Here is a 22,726-nt window from a genome sequence, read left to right as displayed (position 1 = left end):
TACCTGTCAGGATCTCCGTTGATTTACGAGTCGTGATTTACTAAAGGGGTCAATTGTTTCGCCATCCAGTCGGCAATAAACGGCTGGGCGTCACGATTAGGATGGATACCATCATCCTGCATCCATTGGGGTTTCAGATAGACCTCTTCCATAAAAAAGGGCAGCAGAGGAATATCAAACTCTTTGGCAAGCTTGGGATAAATCGCGCTAAAGGTTTCATTATAACGGCGACCGTAGTTAGCTGGCAGACGAATTTGCATCAGCAGCGGTTCGGCATTCGCCGCTTTTACGTCCTGCAAAATGGTACGCAGGGTTTGTTCAGTTTGGGCAGGTGCAAACCCGCGCAGGCCATCATTGCCACCCAGTTCGACCAGCACCCAGCGCGGCTGATGTTGTTGCAGTAATGCGGGCAGACGGGCCAGACCCTGCTGCGAGGTATCGCCGCTAATACTGGCATTTACCACCGGTGTTCTGCTGTGCCATTTATCATTAAGCAGTGCAGGCCACGCTGCACTGGCTGACATACGGTATCCGGCGCTCAGGCTGTCACCCAGAATAAGTAACGTGTCCGCCGCGGCGGCGCGGAAAGTTAACAGAACCAGGAACAGGAAAGGCAAATGCCAGCGGAAAACATTGTTGAAGTTCATCATCTTAAGAAATCCGTCGGTCAGGGTGATCACGAGCTATCCATCCTTACCGGAGTTGAACTGGTTGTCAAACGCGCCGAGACCATTGCGCTGATTGGCGAATCAGGATCGGGGAAATCCACGCTACTGGCGATCCTTGCCGGGCTGGACGATGGCTCCAGCGGTGAAGTGAGTCTGGTGGGGCAGGCGCTGCATACCATGGACGAAGAGGCCCGTGCGCAGTTACGGGCGCGACATGTTGGCTTTGTCTTCCAGTCATTCATGTTAATTCCAACGCTGAACGCACTGGAGAACGTTGAGCTTCCTGCACTGTTGCGAGGAGAACACAGTGGGAAAAGCCGTGATGGTGCGAAAACGCTGCTTGAACAATTGGGGCTGGGAAAACGTCTCGACCATCTTCCGGCTCAGCTTTCCGGTGGTGAGCAGCAGCGTGTGGCACTGGCAAGGGCGTTTAATGGGCGCCCTGATGTCCTGTTTGCCGATGAACCTACGGGCAATCTGGATCGACAGACTGGGGACAAAATTGCCGATCTGCTGTTTTCTTTGAACCGCGAGCACGGCACGACCCTGATTCTGGTGACGCACGACCCACAACTGGCGGCGCGCTGCGATCGGCGTTTACGTCTGGTGAACGGGTTGTTGCAGGAGGAGGCATGATAGCACGCTGGTTCTGGCGCGAATGGCGCTCGCCTTCATTACTGATAGTCTGGCTGGCACTGAGTCTGGCGGTGGCCTGTGTCCTTGCGCTGGGTAACATCAGCGACCGAATGGAAAAAGGTCTGAGCCAGCAAAGTCGCGAATTTATGGCGGGTGACCGGTCGCTGCAAAGTTCACGAGCAGTACCGAAAGCATGGATTGACACGGCGCGACAGCGTGGTCTGCGGGTGGGGGAGCAACTGACTTTTGCCACCATGACCTTTGCCCAGGACACGCCGCAATTGGCGAACGTCAAAGCGGTAGATAGCGTGTATCCGATGTATGGCACGCTACAAACCCATCCACCAGGACTGAAACCGCAGCCAGGCTCGGTGCTGCTGGCTCCGCGTCTGATGGCGCTGCTCAACTTAAAAATCGGAGACGCCATTGATGTCGGCGATGCCACGTTGCGCATCGCGGGTGAAGTGGTGCAAGAACCTGACTCTGGCTTTAATCCGTTCCAGATAGCGCCGCGTCTGATGATGAACATGGCGGATGTTGAAAAAACGGGGGCGGTCCAGCCGGGAAGCCGGGTGACCTGGCGCTATAAATTTGGCGGGACACCGCAGCAATTAGAAGGCTATGAAAAGTGGCTGCTGCCACAGCTGAAGCCCGAACAGCGCTGGTATGGGCTGGAGCAGGATGAGGGGGCTCTGGGGAAATCGCTTGAGCGTTCGCAACAATTCCTGCTGCTTTCTGCATTGTTAACGTTGCTACTGGCGGTGGCCGCTGTTGCTGTGGCGATGAGCCATTATTGCCGTAGTCGTTACGACCTGGTGGCTATTCTGAAAACACTCGGCGCGGGCAGGGTACAGCTGCGCAAGCTGATTATCGGGCAGTGGCTGATGGTGCTGACGCTGTCTGGTGTGACCGGGGGGCTGTTTGGGCTGTTATTTGAACGTGTCCTGGTGGTGTTGCTCAAACCGGTTCTGCCCGGCGAGTTGCCGCCTGCCAGCCTGTGGCCGTGGCTGTGGGCATTAGGCACGATGACTGTCATTTCCCTGTTGGTGGGGCTACGTCCTTATCGGCTGCTGCTGGCGACACAGCCATTGCGGGTACTGCGTCGTGATGTCGTTGCCAACGTCTGGCCACTGAAATTCTATTTGCCTGTGGTATTGATCGTTGTGGTCGCGCTGCTTGCCGGGCTGATGGGGGGTAGCATGCTGCTGTGGGCGGTGCTGGCCGGCGCGGTTGTACTGGCGCTCTTGTGCGGCGTGCTGGGCTGGATGCTGCTCAACGTACTGCGTGGTCTGACGTTAACATCGCTACCGCTCCGTTTAGCGGTCAGTCGTCTGTTACGCCAGCCGTGGTCGACGCTGAGCCAGCTATCGGCTTTTTCGCTTTCCTTTATGCTGCTGGCGCTGCTGTTGGTACTGCGTGGCGATCTGCTCGATCGCTGGCAGCAGCAAATGCCGCCAGAAAGCCCCAACTACTTCCTTATTAACATCGCCAGCGAGCAGGTGGTGCCGCTGAAAGCGTTCCTGGCTGAACATCAGGTGATCCCGGAGTCGTTCTACCCGATAGTGCGGGCGCGTCTGACGGCTATCAATGACAAGGCAACCGAAGGTAATCAGGATGAGGCGCTGAACCGTGAGCTTAATCTGACCTGGCAGGATACCCGGCCGGATCATAACCCGATTACCGCCGGAAGCTGGCCGCCAAAAGCGGGTGAAGTGTCGATGGAAGAGGGACTGGCGAAGCGGCTGAACGTCCGGCTCGGCGATCGGGTCACCTTTATGGGCGATACTCAGGATTTCAGCGCCACGGTCAGCAGTCTGCGCAAAGTGGACTGGGAAAGCCTGCGACCAAACTTTTTCTTTATCTTCCCATCCGGTGCGCTGGACGGGCAGCCGCAAAGTTGGTTAACCAGCTTTCGTTGGGAGAACGGCAATGGCATGCTGACGCAGCTTAACCGGGAATTTCCGACCATCAGCCTGCTGGATATTGGCGCTATTCTCAAACAGGTGAGCCAGGTACTGGAGCAGGTGAGCCGCGCGCTGGAGGTGATGGTGGTGCTGGTCACTGCGTGCGGCATGTTATTGCTGCTGGCGCAGGTTCAGGTGGGGATGCGTCAGCGTCATCAGGAACTGGTGGTCTGGCGTACGCTGGGCGCGGGCAAGAAGCTGCTGCGTACCACACTGTGGTGCGAGTTCGCTATGCTCGGGATGGTCGCCGGACTGGTGGCGGCCATCGGGGCGGAAACGGCGCTGGCGGTTCTGCAAACAAAAGTCTTTGATTTCCCTTGGGAACCTGACTGGAGACTGTGGGTAGTATTACCCTTCTGTGGGGCGTTGCTACTCTCCCTATGCGGTGGATGGCTCGGCTCGCGCCTGTTAAAAGGCAAAGCACTTTTCCGTCAGTTCAGTAATTAATTCATTTCCGTGATGAATACGCACCGATTTTGCCATCGGTGCGTATTTTTTTTCTATAGAGCACAAATTGATAACTACTTGATATTTAACAGCACAAATCAATAAAAACCCGACAACACGAGTGTATTAATAAACGTTAATATTTGTATGCTGAATAATTGGCAGGCTATCTATCAAGGTACAAATAATGACTATAAAAAAAACGGCGCTGGCGGTATCGATCGGCGCAGCAGTGGCATTAACGACTTTCGCCTCTCAGGCGGAAATCACGGTCCTGAAACAAGATCCGCAGGCGGGCAATCCGCTGAGTCGTCTTAACTTCACCGTTGGCGGGAGTATTCGTCCGCAGTTCCAGAATATGGCTGGCGATGATGGTAAGAATGGTTACAAACGTAATGGCTTCGACGGCGGTACTCGTTTCCGTTTCGCTGCTGATTACTATCTGTTTGATGACATTAGTTGGGTGAGTTACTACGAGCTGGGCGTTAACTTCCCGGCCATGTTCAACTGGGATAATCACTATGCTGACGGCGCCAACGATACCACGCGCCGTATGCTGTACACTGGTCTGAAAAGCGCGACCTGGGGTACGCTGACCTTCGGTCAACAGAACAGCATCTACTATGATGTGGTTGGCGCGAAAACGGATATCTGGGACTACGACATGATCGGCCAGGCACCAGGTAACGGGATCAACGGCGACTACGATGGTTCCTATCGTACACGTAAATCACTGAAATATAAAAATACGGTAGGCGATGTTGATCTTTACGCGTCTTATCTGTTCAGCGATGACTACAACCCGAACAACGGTTTGCGTTACAAACGTAAAGGCGGCGGTTCACTGGGTGTGGATTATCACATTACGGATGACCTGACCTGGGGTACGGCGTGGAACTACACCCGCGCCGAGATGCGTGGCAACACCAGCAAAACTTACGATCAAAACATCGTCGGTACCGCGCTGAGCTGGAAACCGGACAACTGGACCTTCTCGCTGGGCGGCGGCTGGTATCAGAACTTCATGACCACCAAAAAAGTGTCTGTAAACGACTACTTCGCCGGTGATGCCTGGGGTCTGGAATACTTCGCGGGTTACACCTTCCCGGTCGGTCAGTATGCGCTGAAATCTGTTCAGCCTTACTTCATGGGCGATCGTATTGAATACGTGAATGGTCGTAACTACCTGCGTACCGACAACGGTGTGGGTATCAGCTTCCAGCTGGATTACGGTTTCCGTGTTGATTACGAACACGTCTTTACCTCCAGCACCGACAACCTGGGTGATATGAACCTGGTTCGTCTGCGTTACGACTTCTAAGTCAATTTCCCTTCCAAAACCGGGTAACCAGAGGGTTATCCGGTTTTTTACTCTCCTTTGCTGAAAAACACATAAGTACCTTCTGCGTATATTCAACGACATATCTCGCAACATCATGAAATAATTTCAAGGACAGCAGGTTGTGATCTGTGTCATGTTAACAATCAGCCTGTTAAACAGGTTAACAACAACAACGCCGCAAGAACGGCGTGAGACATGACACCACAACGTTAAAATGGAGAGATTATGGGATTGCGTCAGAGTTTACGCGTCGCGACCGGAGCACTGTTGCTGGCCTGCGGATTACAGTTTGCTCATGCGAACAGTGACCCGCATACTATCGTGTTTGGCGTCGCACCGGGTCCGTACGGCGATATGGTAAAACAAGCCATTGCCCCTACGTTGAAAGAGAAAGGCTACAAGGTGGTGGTGCGCGAATTTAGCGACTATGTTCAGCCAAACATGGCGCTCTCCAACGGCAGCATTGACGCAAACCTGTTTCAGCACTCGCTTTATTTTGACAAATTCACTGCCGATAAAGGGTTGAAATTGAGTAAGCTCATCGTCGTTCCAACGGCGGGGATGGGTTTTTACTCGCATAAAATCAAGAGCCTGGATGAACTGAAGAAAGGTGATGTCATCACGCTTTCTAACGATCCGACTAACCTGGCCCGCGGTTTGCGCTTCCTGCAATCTATCGACCTTATCACCATCAAAGACAATATTGATCCCACTAAAGCCTCTGAACGTGATATCGCCAGCAACCCGAAAGGGCTGGTGTTTAAACCACTGGAAGCTGCGCAGCTGCCGCGTACGCTGGATGGGGTGACCGGGGCACTGGTTAACGGTAACTTTGCGGTTGCGGCAAAACTGGATCTCGCCAGTGCGATCAAGCAAGAGCAGCTGGATGAAAACCTGAAAAATATCATTGCGGTACGCAGTGAAGATGCAGATAAATCGTTCGCCAAAGACATTGTTGAAGCGGTGAAATCTCCGGCTTATCGTGCGGTGATAGACGATCCGAAAAATATCTACAGCGCCTTCCAGAAACCGGAATGGATGACGGCAGCCCAATAATCGCTGCGCTTAAGGTTTAACAGGGCAGCAACGACTGCCCTTTTCGCATTTCTGAGGTCGGTATGATTGAGATAGAGAAGGTTTGCGTGGATTTCAGCGCAGGCCGTGGACCGTCAACCCGGGCGGTTGATGAGGTCAGCCTGCGTATCGGTGCAGGTGAAATATTCGGTATTGTCGGGACCAGTGGGGCGGGGAAAAGTACGCTGCTGCGCACCCTGAACGCCTTAACGCGCCCAAGCCAGGGAAGCGTGAAGGTGAACGGTGTTGAAATTTCAGCGCTGGAAGGAACGCACTTACGTAAGGCCCGTCAGCGTATTGGGATGATTTTTCAACATTTTAATTTGATGCACACCCGCACGGTGGCGCAAAACGTTGCTTTCAGCCTGAAGGCTGCCGGATGGGAACGCAGCAAAATCGCCCCGCGCGTGGCGGAAATTCTGGCGCTGGTCGGGTTAGCGGATAAAGCAAACCGTTTTCCGGTACAGCTCAGTGGTGGGCAAAAACAGCGCGTGGGTATTGCCCGCGCCATAGCCAACCACCCGGATGTACTGCTTTGCGATGAACCGACTTCCGCGTTAGATCTGGAAACATCGGCCACCATTCTGGCTCTGCTCAAACAGATCAACCAACAACTGGGGATCACGATCGTGCTGATCACTCACGAGATGAATGTGATCAAATCCATTTGCGATCGTGTGGCGGTCATGTCCGGCGGCAAGGTGGTGGAGTCAGGTGAGGTGTTTGATGTCTTTGCCCACCCGCAGCACGCTTTTACTCAGCAACTGGTTTCGCACACGCTTAATCTGACACTCCCGGAGAGACTGCGACAACATCTGCCTGGACAACTGCTGAAAATTTTATTTATCGGCGATTCGGCGGAGCAGCCGGTGCTGTCTGAAGTGGCGGTAAAGTTTGGCGTAGCGGTGAACATTCTGCACGGCAAAATTGAATATATCGGCGAACGGGCGCTGGGTATTTTGGTCGTGCAACTGACCGCGCCGCATAACCCTGCGGCGGTCGATGCCGCTGTGGAACATATTCGTCAACGTACCGCACAGGTGGAGGTGATTCGTGGATGATCTATTGCCGGATTTGACGCTGGCGTTTAATGAAACCTTCCAGATGCTGAGTATCTCAACCGTACTGGCGATCGTTGGCGGCCTGCCTCTGGGCTTTTTAATCTTCGTGACCGACCGCCATTTATTCTGGCAGAACCGCTTTGTGTATCTGCTCAGTTCTGTGCTGGTGAACATTATCCGTTCGGTACCGTTTGTGATCCTGCTGGTGCTGTTGCTGCCGTTAACCCAGTTTCTGCTCGGGAACACCATCGGACCGGTTGCGGCGTCTGTTCCGCTGTCGGTGGCGGCGATTGCGTTTTATGCCCGACTGGTGGACAGCGCGTTACGTGAGGTTGATAAAGGCATTATCGAAGCCGCGGAAGCGTTTGGCGCCAGCCCGATGCGTATTATTTGCACCGTGCTGTTACCGGAAGCCAGCGCGGGTCTGCTGCGTGGTTTGACGATAACGCTGGTCAGTCTGATCGGGTATTCAGCAATGGCCGGGATTGTTGGCGGCGGTGGGGTAGGCGACCTGGCGATTCGCTTCGGTTATTACCGCTACGAAACCCAGGTTATGATTGTCACCGTGGTGGCGCTGATTATTCTGGTACAGGTCGTTCAGGTATTGGGCGACTGGCTGGCGAAACGCGCGGATAAACGCGACAGACATTAATGCGTCTGGAGCCAGTCATTCACATCCTGCCATGTGCCGCGAAAAACGATTTTCGCGGCTTTCTTCTCCAGTTGATAGCGATACATCGGGTCGTAATATTCGTTAAGCAGTGGCACCAGCCAGCCCATATGCGCGTCGGTGTTGCCGTCGGTTTGTTGCGCTTGCAGGGCGACATCCAGCAGAGCGGTCAGCTCCGCAAAGCGCTGTAACCCCAGACGGCGGCGGATGGCGAACAGGCCGTGATGCAGATAGTCACTGTACTCCTGCCAGCCCTGAGTTTCCCCGTAAGCCTGAGTGAAATCGTGGTGCATACGGACAAAATACTCTTCGCGCAGTCGCTCCAGGCGTAGCTCAAAGGGGTCTTCCACCACCGCAATAGATGCCTGAGTCATACTATCACGCAAACATTCGGGCAGATGATTGGCACCAATCATGCGGCCTTCATCTTCCAGTACCCACAAACGCAGATCCTGGCGGCTGTCGGTTTTCAGCATTTCGACCGCCAGCAGGTTTTCGAAGCTCGCCTGGCTGAGCTGTGGTTCAACGGTTCGGCCAAAAGAGGAACCGCGATGATGTGCCAGACCTTCGAGATCCACGCCGTTTGTCTGCTGTTGTACCAACAGCGTTTTACCGCTGCCGGTACAGCCGCCAATTAAGACGATGGGCTTTTGTACTAAATCTTCGGTTATCTGTATCGCGGCCTGACGCAGGGCCTTATAACCGCCGCGTACCAGCGGGTAGTCAATGCCGGATTCACGCAGCCATTGCTGCACAATGTGCGAGCGCTGGCCGCCGCGGGCACAGCATAAGTATCCCTCTGGATGCTGGCGACAGGCTTCCAGCCAGGCGTTCATTCGCTGCTGGCGGGTTTCACCCGAGACCTGTTGGTGGCCCAATGCGAGCGCCGCCTCTGGTCCCTGACGTTTATAGCAGGTCCCGACCGCGGCGCGTTCGTCATCGTTCATTAGGGGGAGGTTGATTGCACCCGGCATCGTACCCTGCTGAAATTCGACGGGGGCGCGTACATCGATTAAGGGCGTACCGGCGAGCAGTATCGCGCGATAGTCCGTTCCATCGTTCATGTTTAGTCCTGAAAATACAAAACAGCAATGGAGGGGATTTTACGCGCCTGAAGAGGAGCCGGGGAAGGATAAAATCAAATCCCCGGCATTAATGGCTTATTTCAGCTTTGATTGCGCCCAGATAATTCCGCTGGCATATTCCGACGGCAGTAGGGGAATTAATGCTTCGAGCGTGGCGTTAAGACGTGCAGTATCGCTGTCGCTCAGGTTCAGGTGGCCGACCTTACGCCCTTCGCGCACGTCTTTGTCGTACCAGTGCAGATGGACCAGCGGCAGTTTCAGCCAGTCGTAGTTCAGGTCGCTGCCAATCAGGTTCACCATCACTGACGGACTGTTCACCACCGGCGTCGGCAGCGGCAGGCCGGTAATGGCGCGCAGGTGCAACTCGAACTGGCTGATACTGGCACCGTTTTGTGTCCAGTGCCCGCTGTTGTGCACGCGAGGCGCCAGTTCGTTAATCAGCAGACCTTCCGGGGTAATGAAACATTCCATTGCCATCACGCCGACATAACCCAGCTCCTGCATGATGGCGGAAAGCATCGCTTCGGCCTGTTCCTGCTGTCTGGCGTTAGCCTGCGGGAAGACCACGCTGGTACGCAGAATGCCGTCCTGATGCAGGTTGTGGGTCAGTGGATAGAAAACCGTGCTGCCGTCGTGTGCACGAGCGCCTACCAGTGACACTTCGCCAGAGAAGTTAATGCCCTGCTCAACGATACACTCGCCGTAGCAATCATCCGGCAATTGTTCAGTTTCATTCGCGCGCAAACGCCACTGACCGCGACCGTCATAGCCGCCGACGCGACGTTTGACAATCGCCAGCTCACCCAGCTTGTCGAATACCGCAGGCCATTCGCTTTTCTCTGCCAGCAGTTGCCACGGCGCGGTTGCCAGGTTGAGTTTGTCAAAAAGCTGCTTTTGCGTCAGGCGGTCGGCAATAATCGGGAAGACATCACGATTCACGAACGCCGGATGGCGCGCCAGCTCGCGGGTTAACGCGGTTTCCGGCCAGCGCTCGATCTCAGCGGTAATCACGCTTTGCTGAAAGGGAACGGCGGCGGGTTCGGCATCCAGCCCAACTGGCCAGACAGCAATGCCCAGCGGCTCGCCGGCCTGACGCAGCATACGTCCTAACTGACCGTTACCGAGTACGCAGACCTGCTTCATGCCGCACCTCGCGGGTCCGGGTTCTCCAGTACCTCATCGGTTTGTGCTTTGCGCCAGTCGCTCAGACGCTGATGTAATGCTATGTCGTGTGTTGCCAGAATTTGTGCTGCCAGCAGGGCCGCATTGGCCGCACCTGCTTTACCAATCGCCAGCGTACCCACAGGGATGCCGCGTGGCATCTGCACGATAGAGTAGAGGCTATCTACACCGCTCAACGCTGCGCTTTGTACCGGAACGCCTAACACGGGGACCAGCGTTTTTGCTGCAATCATGCCCGGCAGATGCGCTGCACCGCCAGCACCCGCAATAATGACCTGATAACCGTTTTCTTCAGCACTTTCGGCGAAACTGAACAGTTTGTCAGGAGTACGGTGGGCTGAGACGACTTCAACATGGTGTGGAACGTCCAGCATTTCGAAGATTTCGGCGGCGAACTGCATGGTAGCCCAGTCGCTTTTGGACCCCATCACGATGGCGACACGCGCCGGATTATTGCGGGAAGACATGCGTCTAAAAACTCCTGTGGGTGTGCTTCACACTGCTTTAGAGGCGAGAGAGAATAGCACGTTTTAAAAACAAGGAAAACGATTGCGTTGCTTTACATTTCACTCTTCAGGCTGCCTCTTTGTTGGCTGCATCTGCTCATCCCAGTCACTTACTTTTGTAAGCCCCAGGGGACTCACAGATTTGCCGCCTCGATGCAACTCGAATAGTTTTGTGTAAAGAGGAACTGGGTATCTGCAGAATTAAAATGGAAAAGCGATCAGTTCAACGTCGTCAGGTGTGACTTTAATCATCGAACCTTCGGTGTGCCAGGCACCTAACACCACGCGAAAAGCGGGTTGCGCATTGGCCGTGAGTTCGTGGACTGCCGGGCGATGGGTATGACCGTGAATTAACCACTGGACCTGATGTTTCTCCATTTCGGTAATGACGGCCTGTGGATTTACATCCATGATCTCCAGCGACTTGCTGCTATTGGCGGCTTTGCTGTTGGCGCGCATCTTCGCGGCAATACGTTGGCGAATGAATAATGGCAGGGAGAGAAACAGTTTTTGTAGCCAGGGCTGATGAACCTTAGCGCGAAATGCCTGATAGCCTGTATCGTCGGTGCACAATGTGTCGCCATGCATGATCAGTACGTTGCGACCATACAAGTTGAGCACTTTTTCCTGAGGTAACAGGGTCATGCCGCTCTCACGGGCAAAACGCTTGCCGATCAGAAAATCACGATTGCCATGAATGAAAAAGCAGGGAACACCGGAATCTGTCAGCGCTTTTATCGCTGCGGCCATTTCACGATGTAGGGGATTGGGATCGTCATCGCCTATCCAGGCTTCAAACAGATCGCCAAGAATGTACAGCGCATCGGCCTTTCGTGCATCGCCGGCTAAAAAACGCAGAAAACCGGCGGTGATCGCCGGTTCTTCCGTGCAGAGATGGAGATCTGCAATAAACAGTGTCGTCACGATTACTCGCTGACGGTCACGTTTTCGATGATAACGTCTTCTTTAGGTACATCCTGATGCATACCGCTGCGACCGGTGGAAACGCCTTTGATTTTATCAACGACATCCATACCTTCAACAACTTCAGCGAATACACAGTAACCCCAACCCTGCATGCTTTCGCCGGAGAAGTTCAGGAAGTCGTTATCAGCAACGTTGATGAAGAACTGAGCCGTCGCGGAGTGCGGAGCCTGAGTACGCGCCATTGCCAGCGTTCCACGGGTGTTTTTCAGACCGTTGTTGGCTTCGTTTTTGATAGCTTCTTTCGTGGCTTTTTGCTTCATGCCCGGCTCAAAACCGCCGCCCTGGATCATGAAACCGTTAATAACACGGTGGAAAATGGTGTTGTTGTAAAAACCTTCGCGGCAGTAGTCCAGGAAGTTTTTAACTGTTTCAGGCGCTTTATCATCAAACGTTTTGATTACGATATCGCCGTGATTAGTGTGGAAAGTAACCATTTTTGCATCCTGTTCCGATAGAGTGGTGCTTCGACCCTGGTCAGGGTCACATGATAGGGGCTTGTTATAGCATAACCGCAAGGTTCGATCACCTTGCAAAGTGTGCTGCTTCGGGGCCAATTTATAGGTATTATAGGGCTTTGTTATCCACACACGTCTACACGGAATCTTCGATGTTAAAAATCTTTAATACACTGACGCGCCAAAAAGAGGAATTCAAACCCATTCATGCCGGGGAAGTCGGCATGTACGTGTGTGGCATCACCGTTTACGATCTCTGTCATATTGGACACGGGCGTACCTTTGTTTCTTTCGACGTTGTTGCCCGTTATCTGCGCTTCCTCGGCTACAAGCTGAAGTATGTGCGCAACATTACCGATATCGACGACAAAATCATTAAGCGCGCTAATGAAAATGGCGAGAGCTTTGTGGCGCTGGTTGATCGCATGATTGCGGAAATGCACAACGATTTCGATGCGCTGAATATTCTGCGTCCGGATCTTGAACCGCGTGCTACGCATCATATCCCTGAGATTATTGAAATCACCGAACAGCTGATTGCCAAAGGTCACGCTTACGTTGCCGATAACGGCGATGTCATGTTCGACGTACCGACCGACCCGAATTACGGTCAGTTGTCACGTCAGGACCTGGATCAGCTGCAGGCGGGTGCGCGTGTTGATGTGGTTGATGTGAAGCGTAACCCGATGGACTTCGTGCTGTGGAAAATGTCCAAAGAGGGTGAGCCGAGCTGGCCATCTCCGTGGGGCGCAGGCCGTCCGGGCTGGCACATTGAATGTTCGGCGATGAACTGCAAACAGCTGGGTAACCATTTCGATATTCACGGCGGCGGTTCTGACCTGATGTTCCCGCACCATGAAAACGAAATTGCGCAGTCCACCTGTGCGCATGACGGTGAATACGTAAATTACTGGATGCACTCCGGGATGGTGATGGTTGATCGTGAGAAAATGTCCAAATCACTGGGCAACTTCTTCACCGTTCGTGACGTGCTGAAATATTATGATGCCGAAACCATTCGCTATTTCCTGATGTCTGGTCATTATCGTAGCCAACTGAACTACAGCGAAGAGAACCTGAAACAGGCTCGCTCAGCGCTGGAGCGCTTGTATACCGCGCTGCGCGGCACCGACAAGTCCGTGGCGCCAGCCGGTGGCGAAGCCTTTGAGGCGCGTTTCATTGAAGCAATGGACGATGACTTTAATACGCCGGAAGCCTACTCCGTGCTGTTTGACATGGCGCGTGAAGTTAACCGTCTGAAGGGCGAAGATATGGCCGCGGCTAACGCTATGGCTTCGCATCTGCGTAAGCTGTCCGGCGTACTGGGTCTGCTGGAACAGGAGCCAGAAACATTCCTGCAAAGCGGTGCGCAGGCGGATGACGGTGAAGTTGCTGAAATCGAAGCGTTGATTCAACAGCGTTTAGATGCCCGTAAAGCGAAAGACTGGGCAGCGGCGGATGCTGCACGTGACCGCCTGAACGAAATGGGTATTGTGCTGGAAGATGGTCCACAAGGAACCACCTGGCGTCGTAAGTAAGTCTCATATTGCCGGATGGCGCAATGCGTCGCCATTCGGCAAATTAGTGCTTTCTATACCACCACAGCACACCCATCATGACGGCTCCTGGTAGCCATACCCACATCAATTCCGAAATAATCACCTGATGCCCGTACGGCGTGGCGTAGCGCGACAGCGCAAACGGCGCGACCTTAATCACCTGCCACGGTGCAAAGAAGCGTTCATCTGACCACGGCCACAGCCAGCCAACGCCTTTCCCTCCGGTTGTCACTGAATCAAGCAAACTGTGTGACAGCAGTGAAACCGTCAGGAATAGCCAGCAGCGAATCAGACCAGCTTTAAACCATCGCCGGCCAATCATTACGCACAGTAGCGGCACCACGAAGGCGAACAATAGCGAGTGGGTAAATCCACGGTGACCAAACACGTTGCCGTAGGCGACGCCGAACTTAAACGACAGAACGTCGGCGTCTGGCAGCATTGCCAGCACAACCCCGGCAAACAACAAGCGTGGTGGAATGGCTTTGAGTCCCAGACCCAATCCTAAGCAAAGCGGTACGGCTGCATGGGTAACGATGGTTGGCATGATGGTCGCTTCGAATGAGAAAACAACATGCTAACAGTCTGGTGTGAAGTGATGGTGAAGTTAATTATCTGAAAATGCGGGGAACGGGCCGGATAAGGTACAAACCGTCATCCGGCACCTGGGATCACGCGACGACGTTAATGCTGTGACCTTCAAAGCTGACGGTCTGTCCGGCAACGATTTTGCAGCGCTTGCGCGTTTCTACAACACCATCGACCTTCACCAACCCTTCGCCAATAGCAATTTTTGCCTGGGCGCCGCTTTCGCTCCAGCCTTCCAGCTTCAGCAAATCGCAGAGTTCAACGTGAGGGTGTTTACCCAGTGAAAATGTGGCCATCTTAAACGTCCTTTACATCATGATATTCAACACACGCCTGCAGCGTGTTTTCGATAAGCGTGGCGACAGTCATTGGGCCAACGCCACCCGGCACAGGCGTAATATACGACGCACGTGCGGCAGCATCCTCAAAGACCACATCGCCAACAACCTTACCATTCTCCAGACGGTTGATGCCGACATCAATCACAATTGCACCTTCTTTGATCCACTCACCCGGAATAAAACCCGGTTTGCCAACGGCAACAATCAGTAAGTCGGCATGCTCAACGTGGCGACGCAGATCTTTGGTAAAGCGATGGGTTACCGTGGTGGTACAACCCGCCAGCAGCAGTTCCATGCTCATTGGGCGACCGACAATATTGGAGGCGCCAATCACCACGGCGTTCAGGCCATAAGTGTCGATGTTGTAGCGTTCAAGCAGGGTCACGATACCGCGTGGGGTACATGGGCGCAGGCGCGGTGCGCGTTGGCACAAACGACCGACGTTATACGGATGGAAACCGTCAACGTCTTTGTCCGGTGCAATACGCTCCAGAACTTTTACGTTGTCAATACCCGCCGGCAACGGCAGTTGTACCAGGATACCATCGATGGTGGTATCTGCATTGAGCGTATCGATCAGCTCAAGAAGCTCCGCCTCGCTGGTGGTTTCAGGCAGGTCATAGGAGCGGGAGACAAACCCCACTTCGTCGCAGGCTTTGCGTTTACTTGCCACGTAAATCTGCGAAGCCGGGTTGCTACCTACCAGCACAACAGCCAGTCCTGGGGCGCGTAATCCAGCCGCTAAACGCGCCTGAACTTTTTGAGCAACCTCAGAGCGCACCTGCTGCGCAATCGTTTTACCGTCAATAATCTTTGCTGCCATCAGAGAGAGGATTCCGTCTGTTACGTTAAGTCGAAGGGGATGTGACTATTTTGTCAGAAGCGGGGCGTGCTGTCAGTTTTCGTTTGCGTTTTTACGTGCGGTGATTGTTTCGCGTAGCCAGTGAGAGCGGCAACAGGCGTTGGAAGTTGGCACGTGATTCATGAGCATGCTAATGAAACTTAACCTAAATGAAACAACTCATCACCCTGGTATTTTCATGGGTAATATCTCAGAAACCAGACTGTTACGTCTTGTTATGGCTGTTTTTGCCTCATTTCTACCCGGAATTTTCTTAGGGTTCAATAAGAATAAGCCAGGATCATTAAAAGGAATTACAGGTATTTTTCATTAATTGAAATGTTTAATTTATCCCTGTGACGAATTGTCATATTCGTGAAGATTAATTAGTGAATCAAATACTCAGGAGAGTGGGGGTACACGTTTCGCTAATTCTCTCTCGATATATATCTTTACAGGACGCAGAGATAATTTGCCTGACATTTAATGTCGATAATGATTCAAACGGATCCCGCAGGACGCTGGAGCCGGATGTGTGTAATTCAAGGGAAATCCATGAAACGTAAATTAATGACCTCTTCTGTTTTTGCCAGCATGATGTTAATGGCGGGCGCAGCGGTGGCGGCAGATCCGGTAAGCGTGAGCGGCGGTACGGTTCACTTTGAAGGTGAACTGGTTAATGCAGCCTGTGCAGTGAGCACTCAGTCAGCCGACCAGGTTGTCACATTAGGCCAATATCGTACCGCCAGCTTCACCGCTGTCGGCGACACCACGGCGCAGATTCCGTTCTCCATCGTGCTGAACGACTGTGACCCGAAAGTTGCTGCGACTGCTGCTGTTGCTTTCTCTGGTCAGGCGGATGCCACTAACTCGGCCCTGCTGGCTGTTTCTTCAGGGAATAACACCACCACAGCGGGCGGTGTAGGGATCGAAATCCTGGACAACACGTCCACCGCACTGAAACCAGATGGTGCAACCTTCTCTACTGCCCAGGCTCTGGTAGAAGGGACCAACACCCTGCGTTTCTCCGCGCGTTATAAAGCGACTACCGCTGGCGCCACACCAGGCCAGGCAAACGCCGATGCTACCTTCATCATGAAATACGAATAAGCCGTTCTGATTTGCGCAAGGAAGACTACCGCCTCAATGGATGAGGCACTATCCGGGGATGATGAAGGATGTGGCAGATGATAGGGAAAGGCGGAGCGCTGGCGGGAATGGTCTGCGTAATGCCGGCGTTTGCACACACAGTGATACTGGAAAGTGGCCGTCTTCATTTACGTGGGCAGCTTGTTAATGGCGCCTGTACGGTTGCCACGGACAGCCAGAGTTTACGGGTGCAAATGGGGCAGTATCGCACTAACGCGTTCTCCGGGACGGGAAGCTTTGCCTCTACCAGCGTACCGTTTTCGTTGCGCCTGACGTCGTGCAGTGCTGATGTTTATGACCACGTGGGGATTGCCTTTGCGGGCGTTACGCCAGCCGAAGATCCACAGGTCTTTCTTGCCAGCGGCGAGGCGTCTGCGGCTTCGGGTATTGGTTTGGCGTTATTTGATGAGCGGCAACGACAAATAATTCCGAATGCGCTGCCGCTTCATTATGCCCCGATTTTAACGCAAGAGATGACGTTTCATTTCACTGCTCGCTATCGGGCTGTCTCGGAATATATAACGCCGGGAACGCTTCGTTCAGATGTGTGGTTTACGTTGGTGTATCCCTGATTTATTTCCTGACGATAATCACGCCAAAGGTATTTGTAGCTATGTTTAATTATCTAAAATCAGGCTTTATCATTTTACTGGCCTTATTTTCTGCCACCAGTGTGCAGGCATCTGGAGGAATTGCATTAGGTGCAACTCGTGTTATTTATCCTGCCGAGGCCAAACAAACGTCCCTCGCCATTAGTAATAGTGATACCAAAGAACGTTTCCTGATTAATTCATGGATCGAGAACAGCGCAGGCATCAAAGATAAATCGTTTGTGGTCACTCCACCGCTGTTTGTCAGTGAACCTAAAAGCGAAAACACGCTGCGTATTATCTACGCGGGCGAGCCGCTGCCCAAAGACCGTGAATCGCTGTTCTGGATGAATGTGAAGGCTATTCCGTCGGTCAATAAAAACAGCCTTGAGGGGAAAAACGTTCTGCAACTGGCGATTTTGTCCCGCATCAAACTCTTTGTCCGCCCAAATAATCTGCCACAAATCGCCGAAGATGCGCCAGGCATGCTGCAGTTTTCCCGGACCGGCAACCACCTGAAAATCACCAACCCGTCAGCGTATTACGTTACGCTGGTCAATCTCAATGTCGGAAATACGAAGATTGATAACGTCATGGTTGCGCCGAAAAATGACACGCAGGTCCTGTTGCCGACTGGCGTTCAGGGAAACGTGACGTTCCAGACGGTGAACGATTATGGCGCAGTAACCACCGCTAAAACGGTTAGCGTGCGTTGAGAAAACGATGAATAAGACAACGTATTTTCCTGGCCTGTTACCGGGGGTTACGCCACCGCTGGCGGGGGTGGCGTTGTCCACGCTGGCCGCGCTCTTTCCCTCCTTTAGCCATGGTGAAAGCTATTTCAATCCGGCGTTTTTATCTGCGGATACCGCTACCGTGGCGGATTTGTCTCGTTTCGAAAAAGGGAATCACCAGCCTGAAGGCGTTTATCGTGTGGATATTTGGCGCAATGATGAGTTTGTGGCCACCCAGGATATTCGTTTCGCCACCAGCGCGGGGAAAGCCGGAGAAAAATCCGGCGGGCTGATGCCGTGCTTTGATCTCGACTGGGTTAAACGCCTTGGCGTCAATATCACTGCGTTTCCGGCACTCAGTCAGGATGCGAACACTACCTGTATTAATTTGCCAGAGACGATTCCTGGTAGCGAAATTGCCTTCGATTTTTCTACGCTGCGCTTAAATGTCAGCCTGCCGCAAGCTTCAATGTTGAATAGCGCGCGTGGTTATATTCCACCAGAGGAGTGGGATGAGGGTATTCCGGCGGCGCTGGTTAACTACAGCTTTACCGGCAGTCGCGGCAGCGATACCGACAGCTATTTCTTAAGCATGTTAAGCGGCCTGAACTATGGCCCATGGCGGCTGAGGAATAACGGTGCATGGAACTACTCGAAAGGTGACGGCTACCATTCGCAAAGCTGGAAAAATATTGGCACATGGCTTCAGCGCGCGATTATTCCGCTGAAGGGTGAGCTGGTGATGGGTGACAGTAACACTGGCAACGACGTTTTTGACAGCATCGGTTTTCGTGGTGCGCGTCTCTACTCGTCCGACAGCATGTATCCCGACAGTTTACAGGGCTATGCACCAACCGTCCGTGGGATTGCACGTACCGCAGCGAAACTGACTATTCGCCAGAATGGCTACGTGATTTATCAAAGCTATGTTTCGCCAGGCGCTTTTTCGATAACCGATCTCAACCCCACCTCGTCGAGTGGTGACCTGGACGTAACGGTTGATGAGAAGGACGGCAGTCAACAGCGCTATACGGTGCCGTATTCCACGGTACCTCTGCTACAGCGTGAAGGGCGTTTCAAATATGATGTTGTCGCTGGGGATTTTCGTAGCGGTAATAGCCAGCAGTCTTCACCATTCTTTTTCCAGGGAACGTTAATCGCCGGGCTACCAGAAGGTTACACCGCGTATGGCGGCACGCAGTTAGCTTCACGCTACACCGCACTGGTGTTAGGCTCCGGCCGCAACCTGGGGGACTGGGGAGCCGTCTCTGTCGATGTAACGCATGCCCGTAGCCAACTGGCGGATGACAGTACACATCAGGGGCAATCGCTGCGTTTTCTGTATGCAAAATCATTGAACAACTTCGGCACCAACTTCCAGCTGTTGGGGTACCGCTATTCGACGCGCGGGTTTTATACCCTCGATGATGTGGCGTATCGCAGTATGGAAGGTTACGAGTACGAATATGACAGCGAAGGGAATCGCCACGATGTTCCACAGGTGAAGAGCTATCACAATCTGAGTTACAGCAAAAAGGGCCGTTTTCAGATCAACATTTCGCAGAACCTTGGCGATTACGGTTCACTGTATGTCTCGGGTAGCCAGCAAACGTACTGGAACACCTCAGATACCAATACCTGGTACCAGTTGGGGTATGCCAGCGGTTGGCAGGGGATTAGCTATTCGCTCTCCTGGTCATGGAATGAATCGGTCGGGATCTCCGATACCGACCGCATCGTGGCCTTCAATGTGTCCGTTCCGTTCAGTCTGCTGACCGGGCGGCGCTACTCACGTGATAACGCACTCGATCGCACCTACGCCACTTTCAATGCGAACCGTAACAGCAATGGACAAAACAGCTGGCAAAGCGGTATTGGCGGCACGCTGTTAGATGGGCGAAATCTCAGCTACAGCGTAAATCAGGGTCACAGCAGCTCCAACGGGTACAGCGGGAGCGCCAACGCGAACTGGCAGGCGGCCTATGGCACGCTGGGCGTGGGTTACAACTATGACCGTGACCAGCATGACTATAACTGGCAACTCTCCGGGGGGGTCATCGGACATGCGGACGGCATTACGCTCAGCCAACCACTGGGCGATACCAACGTACTGATAAAAGCACCAGGGGCCCAGGGAGTGCGGATAGAAAACCAGACCGGCGTGCAGACCGACTGGCGTGGCTACGCGGTCATGCCATATGCCACCGTTTATCGCTACAACCGCGTCGCGCTGGATACCAATTCAATGAATAACAACACCGATGTGGAAAATAACGTTAGCAGCGTCGTGCCAACGCAGGGGGCACTGGTACGTGCGGCGTTTGATACACGCATTGGCGTGCGTGCGCTTATCACGGTTAACCGGGATGGAAAACCGGTGCCATTTGGGTCGGTGGTACGCGAAACCACAAGCGGTGTCACCAGCATGGTGGGTGAAGATGGACAAATTTATCTGAGTGGTCTGCCGCTCAAAGGCAACTTGCTGATCCAATGGGGTGAAGGCGAAAACGCACGCTGTGAAGCGCACTACACCTTGCCTGAAGAGAGCCTGAAACAGGCTGTAACGCTCACCAACGTGACGTGCCAACGACCGTCGGCACGACAGGGATAATATGATGAAACGACAAACCGGTTTGCTACTGGGAAGCGCTTTACTGCTTATAGCTAATACGTCATGGGCGACGGTCTGCCATAATTCGAACGGAACGCCAACGGACGTTTATTACGATCTGTCGAATGTTTTTAACAGCAGCAATAACCAACCGGGCCAGGTAGTGACATTGCCTGAAAAGTCAGGCTGGGTTGGGGTGAATGCAACCTGCCCGGCAGGGACGACGGTGAATTACACCTACCGAAGTTATGTGACAGAACTCCCTGTGCAAAGTACGGAAAATAACTTTCAGTATCTGAAACTCAATGATTACCTGTTGGGGGCCATGAGTATTACCGACAGCTACGCCGGGTTGTTTTATCCCCCTCGCAATTATATCCGCATGGGGAATCACCCAAACGTTTCCAAACAGCAGCCTTTTGGCGTGATGGATTCTAAGCTGGTATTTAAATTAAAAGTGATTCGCTCATTTATCAACATGGTGCCGATCCCGCGACAGACGATGTTCAGTGTCTACGTCACAACCAGCACGGGAGATGCGCTGAGTACGCCGGTTTACACCATAAGCTACAGCGGCAAGGTGGAAGTCCCACAAAACTGCGAGGTGAATGCCGGGCAAATCGTGGAGTTTGATTTTGGCGATATTGGCGCCTCGTTGTTCAGCAAGGCGGGAGCGGGTAACCGGCCAGAAGGTATCAATACGCAAACGAAAACGGTCGCCATAAAGTGCACTAACGTTGCCGCACAAGCTTACCTGACCATGCGGGTCGAGGCCGAAAAAGCGTCCGGGCAAATGATGATATCGGACAACCCCGATTTAGGTTTTATCGTGGCCGACAGCAGCGGTAAACCGCTGACCCCGAATAATCTGTCCAGCACCATTCCCTTTCAGTTGGATGATAACGCTGCCGCACGGGTTGGCATCAGAGCATGGCCAGTCAGCGTGACGGGCAATAAACCAGCAGAAGGGCCTTTCACCGCCCGTGGCTATCTGCGAGTTGATTATGAATAAGCAGAGAACAATGAGACGTCGTGCGCTTTTCGTATTGATTTCCGCAGTGTCAGCCAGTTCGCTATGCCAGGCGGATACCTCGCTGGGTGAGATTAATATCGAACTGCACGGTAATATCGTGGACTTCACCTGTGCGGTTATTGCCAGTGATAACAATAAGTTGGTTGAATTAGGCACCTGGCCAACAAAACAATTAAAGACCACCGGGGATACGACCCAACCGGTTCCTTTTACGTTAAAACTTGAAGGCTGCCCGCCGGGGTCGGCCTCGATAACCTTTTCCGGTACGCCGGCAGCGGGTACCACGTTGTTGGCGCTGGACGATGCCGTGATGGCACAAAAGGTCGCGATTGAATTGCACGATAGTGACCGTACGCGATTACCGCTTGAACAAGCCAGCCAGACAGTGAACATTGATGAAAATGGCAATGCTATGCTGACTTTTTTTGCCAACTATATTGCGCTGGCAGATGGCGTTCAACCGGGGATCGCGAAAGCAGATGCTACGTTTATGATTAACTACAATTGACATCATGCGCTGATAATTCACTCCCGAACGACACCTCGCCGGGAGTGCGATCACATTAATTCATGCATCTTTGCATAATCGATTAGCTCAACAATGGTATGTAGTCCGAGCTTGGAATAGATGTTAGCTTTGTGAGCACTGATTGTTTTATTACTCAATAAAAGTTGCTCAGCAATTTCTTTATTAGATAACCCATTCGCCAGATAACGTAAAACCGTAACCTCGCGATTCGATAATGGCATGTCATTCAGCATGCCTTTACGTATATTAATATTATTAATAAAATTAAGCGTGTCTGATGGGAAAAATGAATATCCTGATAAAATCATTTTTACCGCGTTATAGATATCATTGAGATCCTTTCGTTTACTGACGAAACCATTGGCTCCGGCACGGATCGCCCGTCCGGCATAAAATGATTCGGACTTTGAGGATAGAAACAACACCCGAGTTTTTTCCTGCAGAGATTTTATTCTCTTGAGTAATGTAAACCCATCGGAGCCAGGTAGCTCAATATCCAGAATGACCAAATCGACTGGATAGGTCCGCAGATGATCTATTGCCGTGCGGCTGTCGTCGGTTTCCAGAACAACCTGAATATTACTATTCTTTTCGAGCAGTACTTCTATCGACATTCTGACAATAGGGTGTTCGTCCATAATGATAACGGATGCTGGTTTCATTGTTGTATGCCT

The 22,726-nt window shown here is 52.8% G+C and carries 23 protein-coding genes; 13 read left to right on the top strand and 10 right to left on the bottom strand.

Annotated features, from left to right (window positions below):
- Positions 1–23 precede the first annotated feature (23 nt).
- Positions 24–647, bottom strand: coding sequence for a multifunctional acyl-CoA thioesterase I/protease I/lysophospholipase L1 (tesA, locus tag OGX95_RS04485; protein ID WP_502872758.1), 624 nt, complete (start codon positions 645–647; stop codon positions 24–26).
- On the opposite strand from tesA, the gene ybbA reads away from it, so the two are divergent.
- The 6 genes from ybbA (at position 618) to OGX95_RS04455 (ending at position 7,844) form a co-directional block, all read left to right on the top strand.
- Positions 618–1,304, top strand: a complete 687-nt coding sequence (gene ybbA / locus OGX95_RS04480) for a putative ABC transporter ATP-binding protein YbbA (RefSeq protein WP_271441944.1) — start codon at positions 618–620, stop codon at positions 1,302–1,304. The two genes, tesA and ybbA, sit on opposite strands and share 30 nt — an antisense overlap.
- Positions 1,301–3,715 (top strand): putative ABC transporter permease subunit YbbP, encoded by a 2,415-nt coding sequence (ybbP, locus tag OGX95_RS04475; protein WP_286628459.1) that lies wholly within the window; start codon positions 1,301–1,303, stop codon positions 3,713–3,715. The genes ybbA and ybbP overlap by 4 nt, the downstream gene beginning before the upstream one ends.
- Positions 3,716–3,902: 187 nt before the next feature.
- Complete coding sequence (locus tag OGX95_RS04470; RefSeq protein ID WP_123268429.1) at positions 3,903–5,036, top strand: porin; 1,134 nt, start codon at positions 3,903–3,905, stop codon at positions 5,034–5,036.
- 246 nt (positions 5,037–5,282) lie between these two features.
- Positions 5,283–6,113, top strand: a complete 831-nt coding sequence (locus OGX95_RS04465; protein ID WP_286628458.1) for a MetQ/NlpA family ABC transporter substrate-binding protein — start codon at positions 5,283–5,285, stop codon at positions 6,111–6,113.
- Positions 6,114–6,175: 62 nt separating this feature from the next.
- Complete coding sequence (sfbB, locus tag OGX95_RS04460; protein ID WP_286628457.1) at positions 6,176–7,192, top strand: virulence-associated ABC transporter ATP-binding protein SfbB; 1,017 nt, start codon at positions 6,176–6,178, stop codon at positions 7,190–7,192.
- Positions 7,185–7,844 carry a methionine ABC transporter permease gene (locus OGX95_RS04455; protein WP_181637111.1) on the top strand — a complete coding sequence of 220 codons (660 nt, stop codon included), beginning with the start codon at positions 7,185–7,187 and terminating at the stop codon, positions 7,842–7,844. Before sfbB ends, OGX95_RS04455 begins: the two co-directional genes overlap by 8 nt.
- On the opposite strand, the gene mnmH is transcribed toward OGX95_RS04455, so the two are convergent.
- The 5 genes from mnmH to ppiB all read right to left on the bottom strand — a co-directional run bounded on the left by mnmH (position 7,841) and on the right by ppiB (position 12,056).
- Complete coding sequence (gene mnmH, locus OGX95_RS04450; protein WP_286628456.1) at positions 7,841–8,926, bottom strand: tRNA 2-selenouridine(34) synthase MnmH; 1,086 nt, start codon at positions 8,924–8,926, stop codon at positions 7,841–7,843. The two genes, OGX95_RS04455 and mnmH, sit on opposite strands and share 4 nt — an antisense overlap.
- Positions 8,927–9,022: 96 nt before the next feature.
- Positions 9,023–10,090 (bottom strand): 5-(carboxyamino)imidazole ribonucleotide synthase, encoded by a 1,068-nt coding sequence (gene purK, locus OGX95_RS04445; RefSeq protein WP_286628455.1) that lies wholly within the window; start codon positions 10,088–10,090, stop codon positions 9,023–9,025.
- Positions 10,087–10,596: a 5-(carboxyamino)imidazole ribonucleotide mutase gene (gene purE, locus OGX95_RS04440; protein WP_286628454.1), complete on the bottom strand. Its 510-nt coding sequence runs from the start codon at positions 10,594–10,596 to the stop codon at positions 10,087–10,089. The genes purK and purE overlap by 4 nt, the downstream gene beginning before the upstream one ends.
- Before the next feature lie 240 nt (positions 10,597–10,836).
- Positions 10,837–11,559, bottom strand: a complete 723-nt coding sequence (gene lpxH / locus OGX95_RS04435) for a UDP-2,3-diacylglucosamine diphosphatase (protein ID WP_286628453.1) — start codon at positions 11,557–11,559, stop codon at positions 10,837–10,839.
- Positions 11,560–11,561: 2 nt separating this feature from the next.
- Positions 11,562–12,056 (bottom strand): peptidylprolyl isomerase B, encoded by a 495-nt coding sequence (gene ppiB / locus OGX95_RS04430; protein ID WP_003021875.1) that lies wholly within the window; start codon positions 12,054–12,056, stop codon positions 11,562–11,564.
- A 173-nt stretch (positions 12,057–12,229) separates the two neighbouring features.
- On the opposite strand from ppiB, the gene cysS reads away from it, so the two are divergent.
- Entirely contained in the window at positions 12,230–13,615 is a 1,386-nt protein-coding gene (gene cysS / locus OGX95_RS04425) for a cysteine--tRNA ligase (protein ID WP_286628452.1), read from the top strand.
- 43 nt (positions 13,616–13,658) lie between these two features.
- Here the strand turns inward: cysS and OGX95_RS04420 are convergent, their stop codons facing one another.
- The 3 genes from OGX95_RS04420 to folD all read right to left on the bottom strand — a co-directional run bounded on the left by OGX95_RS04420 (position 13,659) and on the right by folD (position 15,388).
- Entirely contained in the window at positions 13,659–14,183 is a 525-nt protein-coding gene (locus OGX95_RS04420) for a metal-dependent hydrolase (RefSeq protein ID WP_286628451.1), read from the bottom strand.
- 124 nt (positions 14,184–14,307) lie between these two features.
- On the bottom strand, positions 14,308–14,520 hold the full coding sequence (gene ybcJ, locus OGX95_RS04415; RefSeq protein WP_003831111.1) for a ribosome-associated protein YbcJ: 213 nt from the start codon (positions 14,518–14,520) through the stop codon (positions 14,308–14,310).
- A 1-nt stretch (position 14,521) separates the two neighbouring features.
- Positions 14,522–15,388: a bifunctional methylenetetrahydrofolate dehydrogenase/methenyltetrahydrofolate cyclohydrolase FolD gene (gene folD, locus OGX95_RS04410; protein ID WP_003021887.1), complete on the bottom strand. Its 867-nt coding sequence runs from the start codon at positions 15,386–15,388 to the stop codon at positions 14,522–14,524.
- Positions 15,389–15,961: 573 nt separating this feature from the next.
- On the opposite strand from folD, the gene fimA reads away from it, so the two are divergent.
- From fimA to sfmF, 6 genes are all read left to right on the top strand, one after another.
- The gene (fimA, locus tag OGX95_RS04405) at positions 15,962–16,516 is read left to right on the top strand and encodes a type 1 fimbrial major subunit FimA (protein WP_286628450.1); all 555 of its coding nucleotides are present in this window, start codon (positions 15,962–15,964) and stop codon (positions 16,514–16,516) included.
- Positions 16,517–16,593: 77 nt separating this feature from the next.
- On the top strand, positions 16,594–17,127 hold the full coding sequence (gene fimI, locus OGX95_RS04400) for a type 1 fimbrial protein subunit FimI (protein ID WP_286628449.1): 534 nt from the start codon (positions 16,594–16,596) through the stop codon (positions 17,125–17,127).
- 41 nt (positions 17,128–17,168) lie between these two features.
- The gene (gene fimC / locus OGX95_RS04395; protein ID WP_286628448.1) at positions 17,169–17,861 is read left to right on the top strand and encodes a type 1 fimbria chaperone FimC; all 693 of its coding nucleotides are present in this window, start codon (positions 17,169–17,171) and stop codon (positions 17,859–17,861) included.
- Between the two features lie 7 nt (positions 17,862–17,868).
- Entirely contained in the window at positions 17,869–20,490 is a 2,622-nt protein-coding gene (locus tag OGX95_RS04390; protein ID WP_286628447.1) for a fimbrial biogenesis usher protein, read from the top strand.
- A gap of 4 nt (positions 20,491–20,494) precedes the next feature.
- Positions 20,495–21,502, top strand: coding sequence for a type 1 fimbria D-mannose specific adhesin FimH (fimH, locus tag OGX95_RS04385; protein WP_005122052.1), 1,008 nt, complete (start codon positions 20,495–20,497; stop codon positions 21,500–21,502).
- A gap of 10 nt (positions 21,503–21,512) precedes the next feature.
- Positions 21,513–22,031 carry a fimbria assembly protein gene (gene sfmF / locus OGX95_RS04380; protein WP_286628446.1) on the top strand — a complete coding sequence of 173 codons (519 nt, stop codon included), beginning with the start codon at positions 21,513–21,515 and terminating at the stop codon, positions 22,029–22,031.
- Between the two features lie 50 nt (positions 22,032–22,081).
- On the opposite strand, the gene fimZ is transcribed toward sfmF, so the two are convergent.
- Complete coding sequence (fimZ, locus tag OGX95_RS04375) at positions 22,082–22,714, bottom strand: fimbria biosynthesis transcriptional regulator FimZ (RefSeq protein ID WP_271441957.1); 633 nt, start codon at positions 22,712–22,714, stop codon at positions 22,082–22,084.
- Between the last annotated feature and the right edge of the window lie 12 nt (positions 22,715–22,726).

It is taken from the genome of Citrobacter sp. Cu233 (assembly GCF_030332225.1).
In the GTDB taxonomy this organism is placed as follows: Bacteria; Pseudomonadota; Gammaproteobacteria; order Enterobacterales; family Enterobacteriaceae; genus Citrobacter.
This window is presented reverse-complemented; position numbering and strand designations above follow the sequence as displayed.

Coding starts and splice junctions, on each gene's coding strand:
- ybbA (WP_271441944.1), top strand. CDS start 618: ATGCCAGCGGAAAACATTGTTGAAGTTCATCATCTTAAGAAATCCGTC.
- tesA (WP_502872758.1), bottom strand. CDS start 647: ATGAACTTCAACAATGTTTTCCGCTGGCATTTGCCTTTCCTGTTCCTG.
- ybbP (WP_286628459.1), top strand. CDS start 1,301: ATGATAGCACGCTGGTTCTGGCGCGAATGGCGCTCGCCTTCATTACTG.
- OGX95_RS04470 (WP_123268429.1), top strand. CDS start 3,903: ATGACTATAAAAAAAACGGCGCTGGCGGTATCGATCGGCGCAGCAGTG.
- OGX95_RS04465 (WP_286628458.1), top strand. CDS start 5,283: ATGGGATTGCGTCAGAGTTTACGCGTCGCGACCGGAGCACTGTTGCTG.
- sfbB (WP_286628457.1), top strand. CDS start 6,176: ATGATTGAGATAGAGAAGGTTTGCGTGGATTTCAGCGCAGGCCGTGGA.
- mnmH (WP_286628456.1), bottom strand. CDS start 8,926: ATGAACGATGGAACGGACTATCGCGCGATACTGCTCGCCGGTACGCCC.
- purK (WP_286628455.1), bottom strand. CDS start 10,090: ATGAAGCAGGTCTGCGTACTCGGTAACGGTCAGTTAGGACGTATGCTG.
- purE (WP_286628454.1), bottom strand. CDS start 10,596: ATGTCTTCCCGCAATAATCCGGCGCGTGTCGCCATCGTGATGGGGTCC.
- ppiB (WP_003021875.1), bottom strand. CDS start 12,056: ATGGTTACTTTCCACACTAATCACGGCGATATCGTAATCAAAACGTTT.
- cysS (WP_286628452.1), top strand. CDS start 12,230: ATGTTAAAAATCTTTAATACACTGACGCGCCAAAAAGAGGAATTCAAA.
- OGX95_RS04420 (WP_286628451.1), bottom strand. CDS start 14,183: ATGCCAACCATCGTTACCCATGCAGCCGTACCGCTTTGCTTAGGATTG.
- ybcJ (WP_003831111.1), bottom strand. CDS start 14,520: ATGGCCACATTTTCACTGGGTAAACACCCTCACGTTGAACTCTGCGAT.
- folD (WP_003021887.1), bottom strand. CDS start 15,388: ATGGCAGCAAAGATTATTGACGGTAAAACGATTGCGCAGCAGGTGCGC.
- fimA (WP_286628450.1), top strand. CDS start 15,962: ATGAAACGTAAATTAATGACCTCTTCTGTTTTTGCCAGCATGATGTTA.
- fimI (WP_286628449.1), top strand. CDS start 16,594: ATGATAGGGAAAGGCGGAGCGCTGGCGGGAATGGTCTGCGTAATGCCG.
- fimC (WP_286628448.1), top strand. CDS start 17,169: ATGTTTAATTATCTAAAATCAGGCTTTATCATTTTACTGGCCTTATTT.
- OGX95_RS04390 (WP_286628447.1), top strand. CDS start 17,869: ATGAATAAGACAACGTATTTTCCTGGCCTGTTACCGGGGGTTACGCCA.
- fimH (WP_005122052.1), top strand. CDS start 20,495: ATGAAACGACAAACCGGTTTGCTACTGGGAAGCGCTTTACTGCTTATA.
- sfmF (WP_286628446.1), top strand. CDS start 21,513: ATGAGACGTCGTGCGCTTTTCGTATTGATTTCCGCAGTGTCAGCCAGT.
- fimZ (WP_271441957.1), bottom strand. CDS start 22,714: ATGAAACCAGCATCCGTTATCATTATGGACGAACACCCTATTGTCAGA.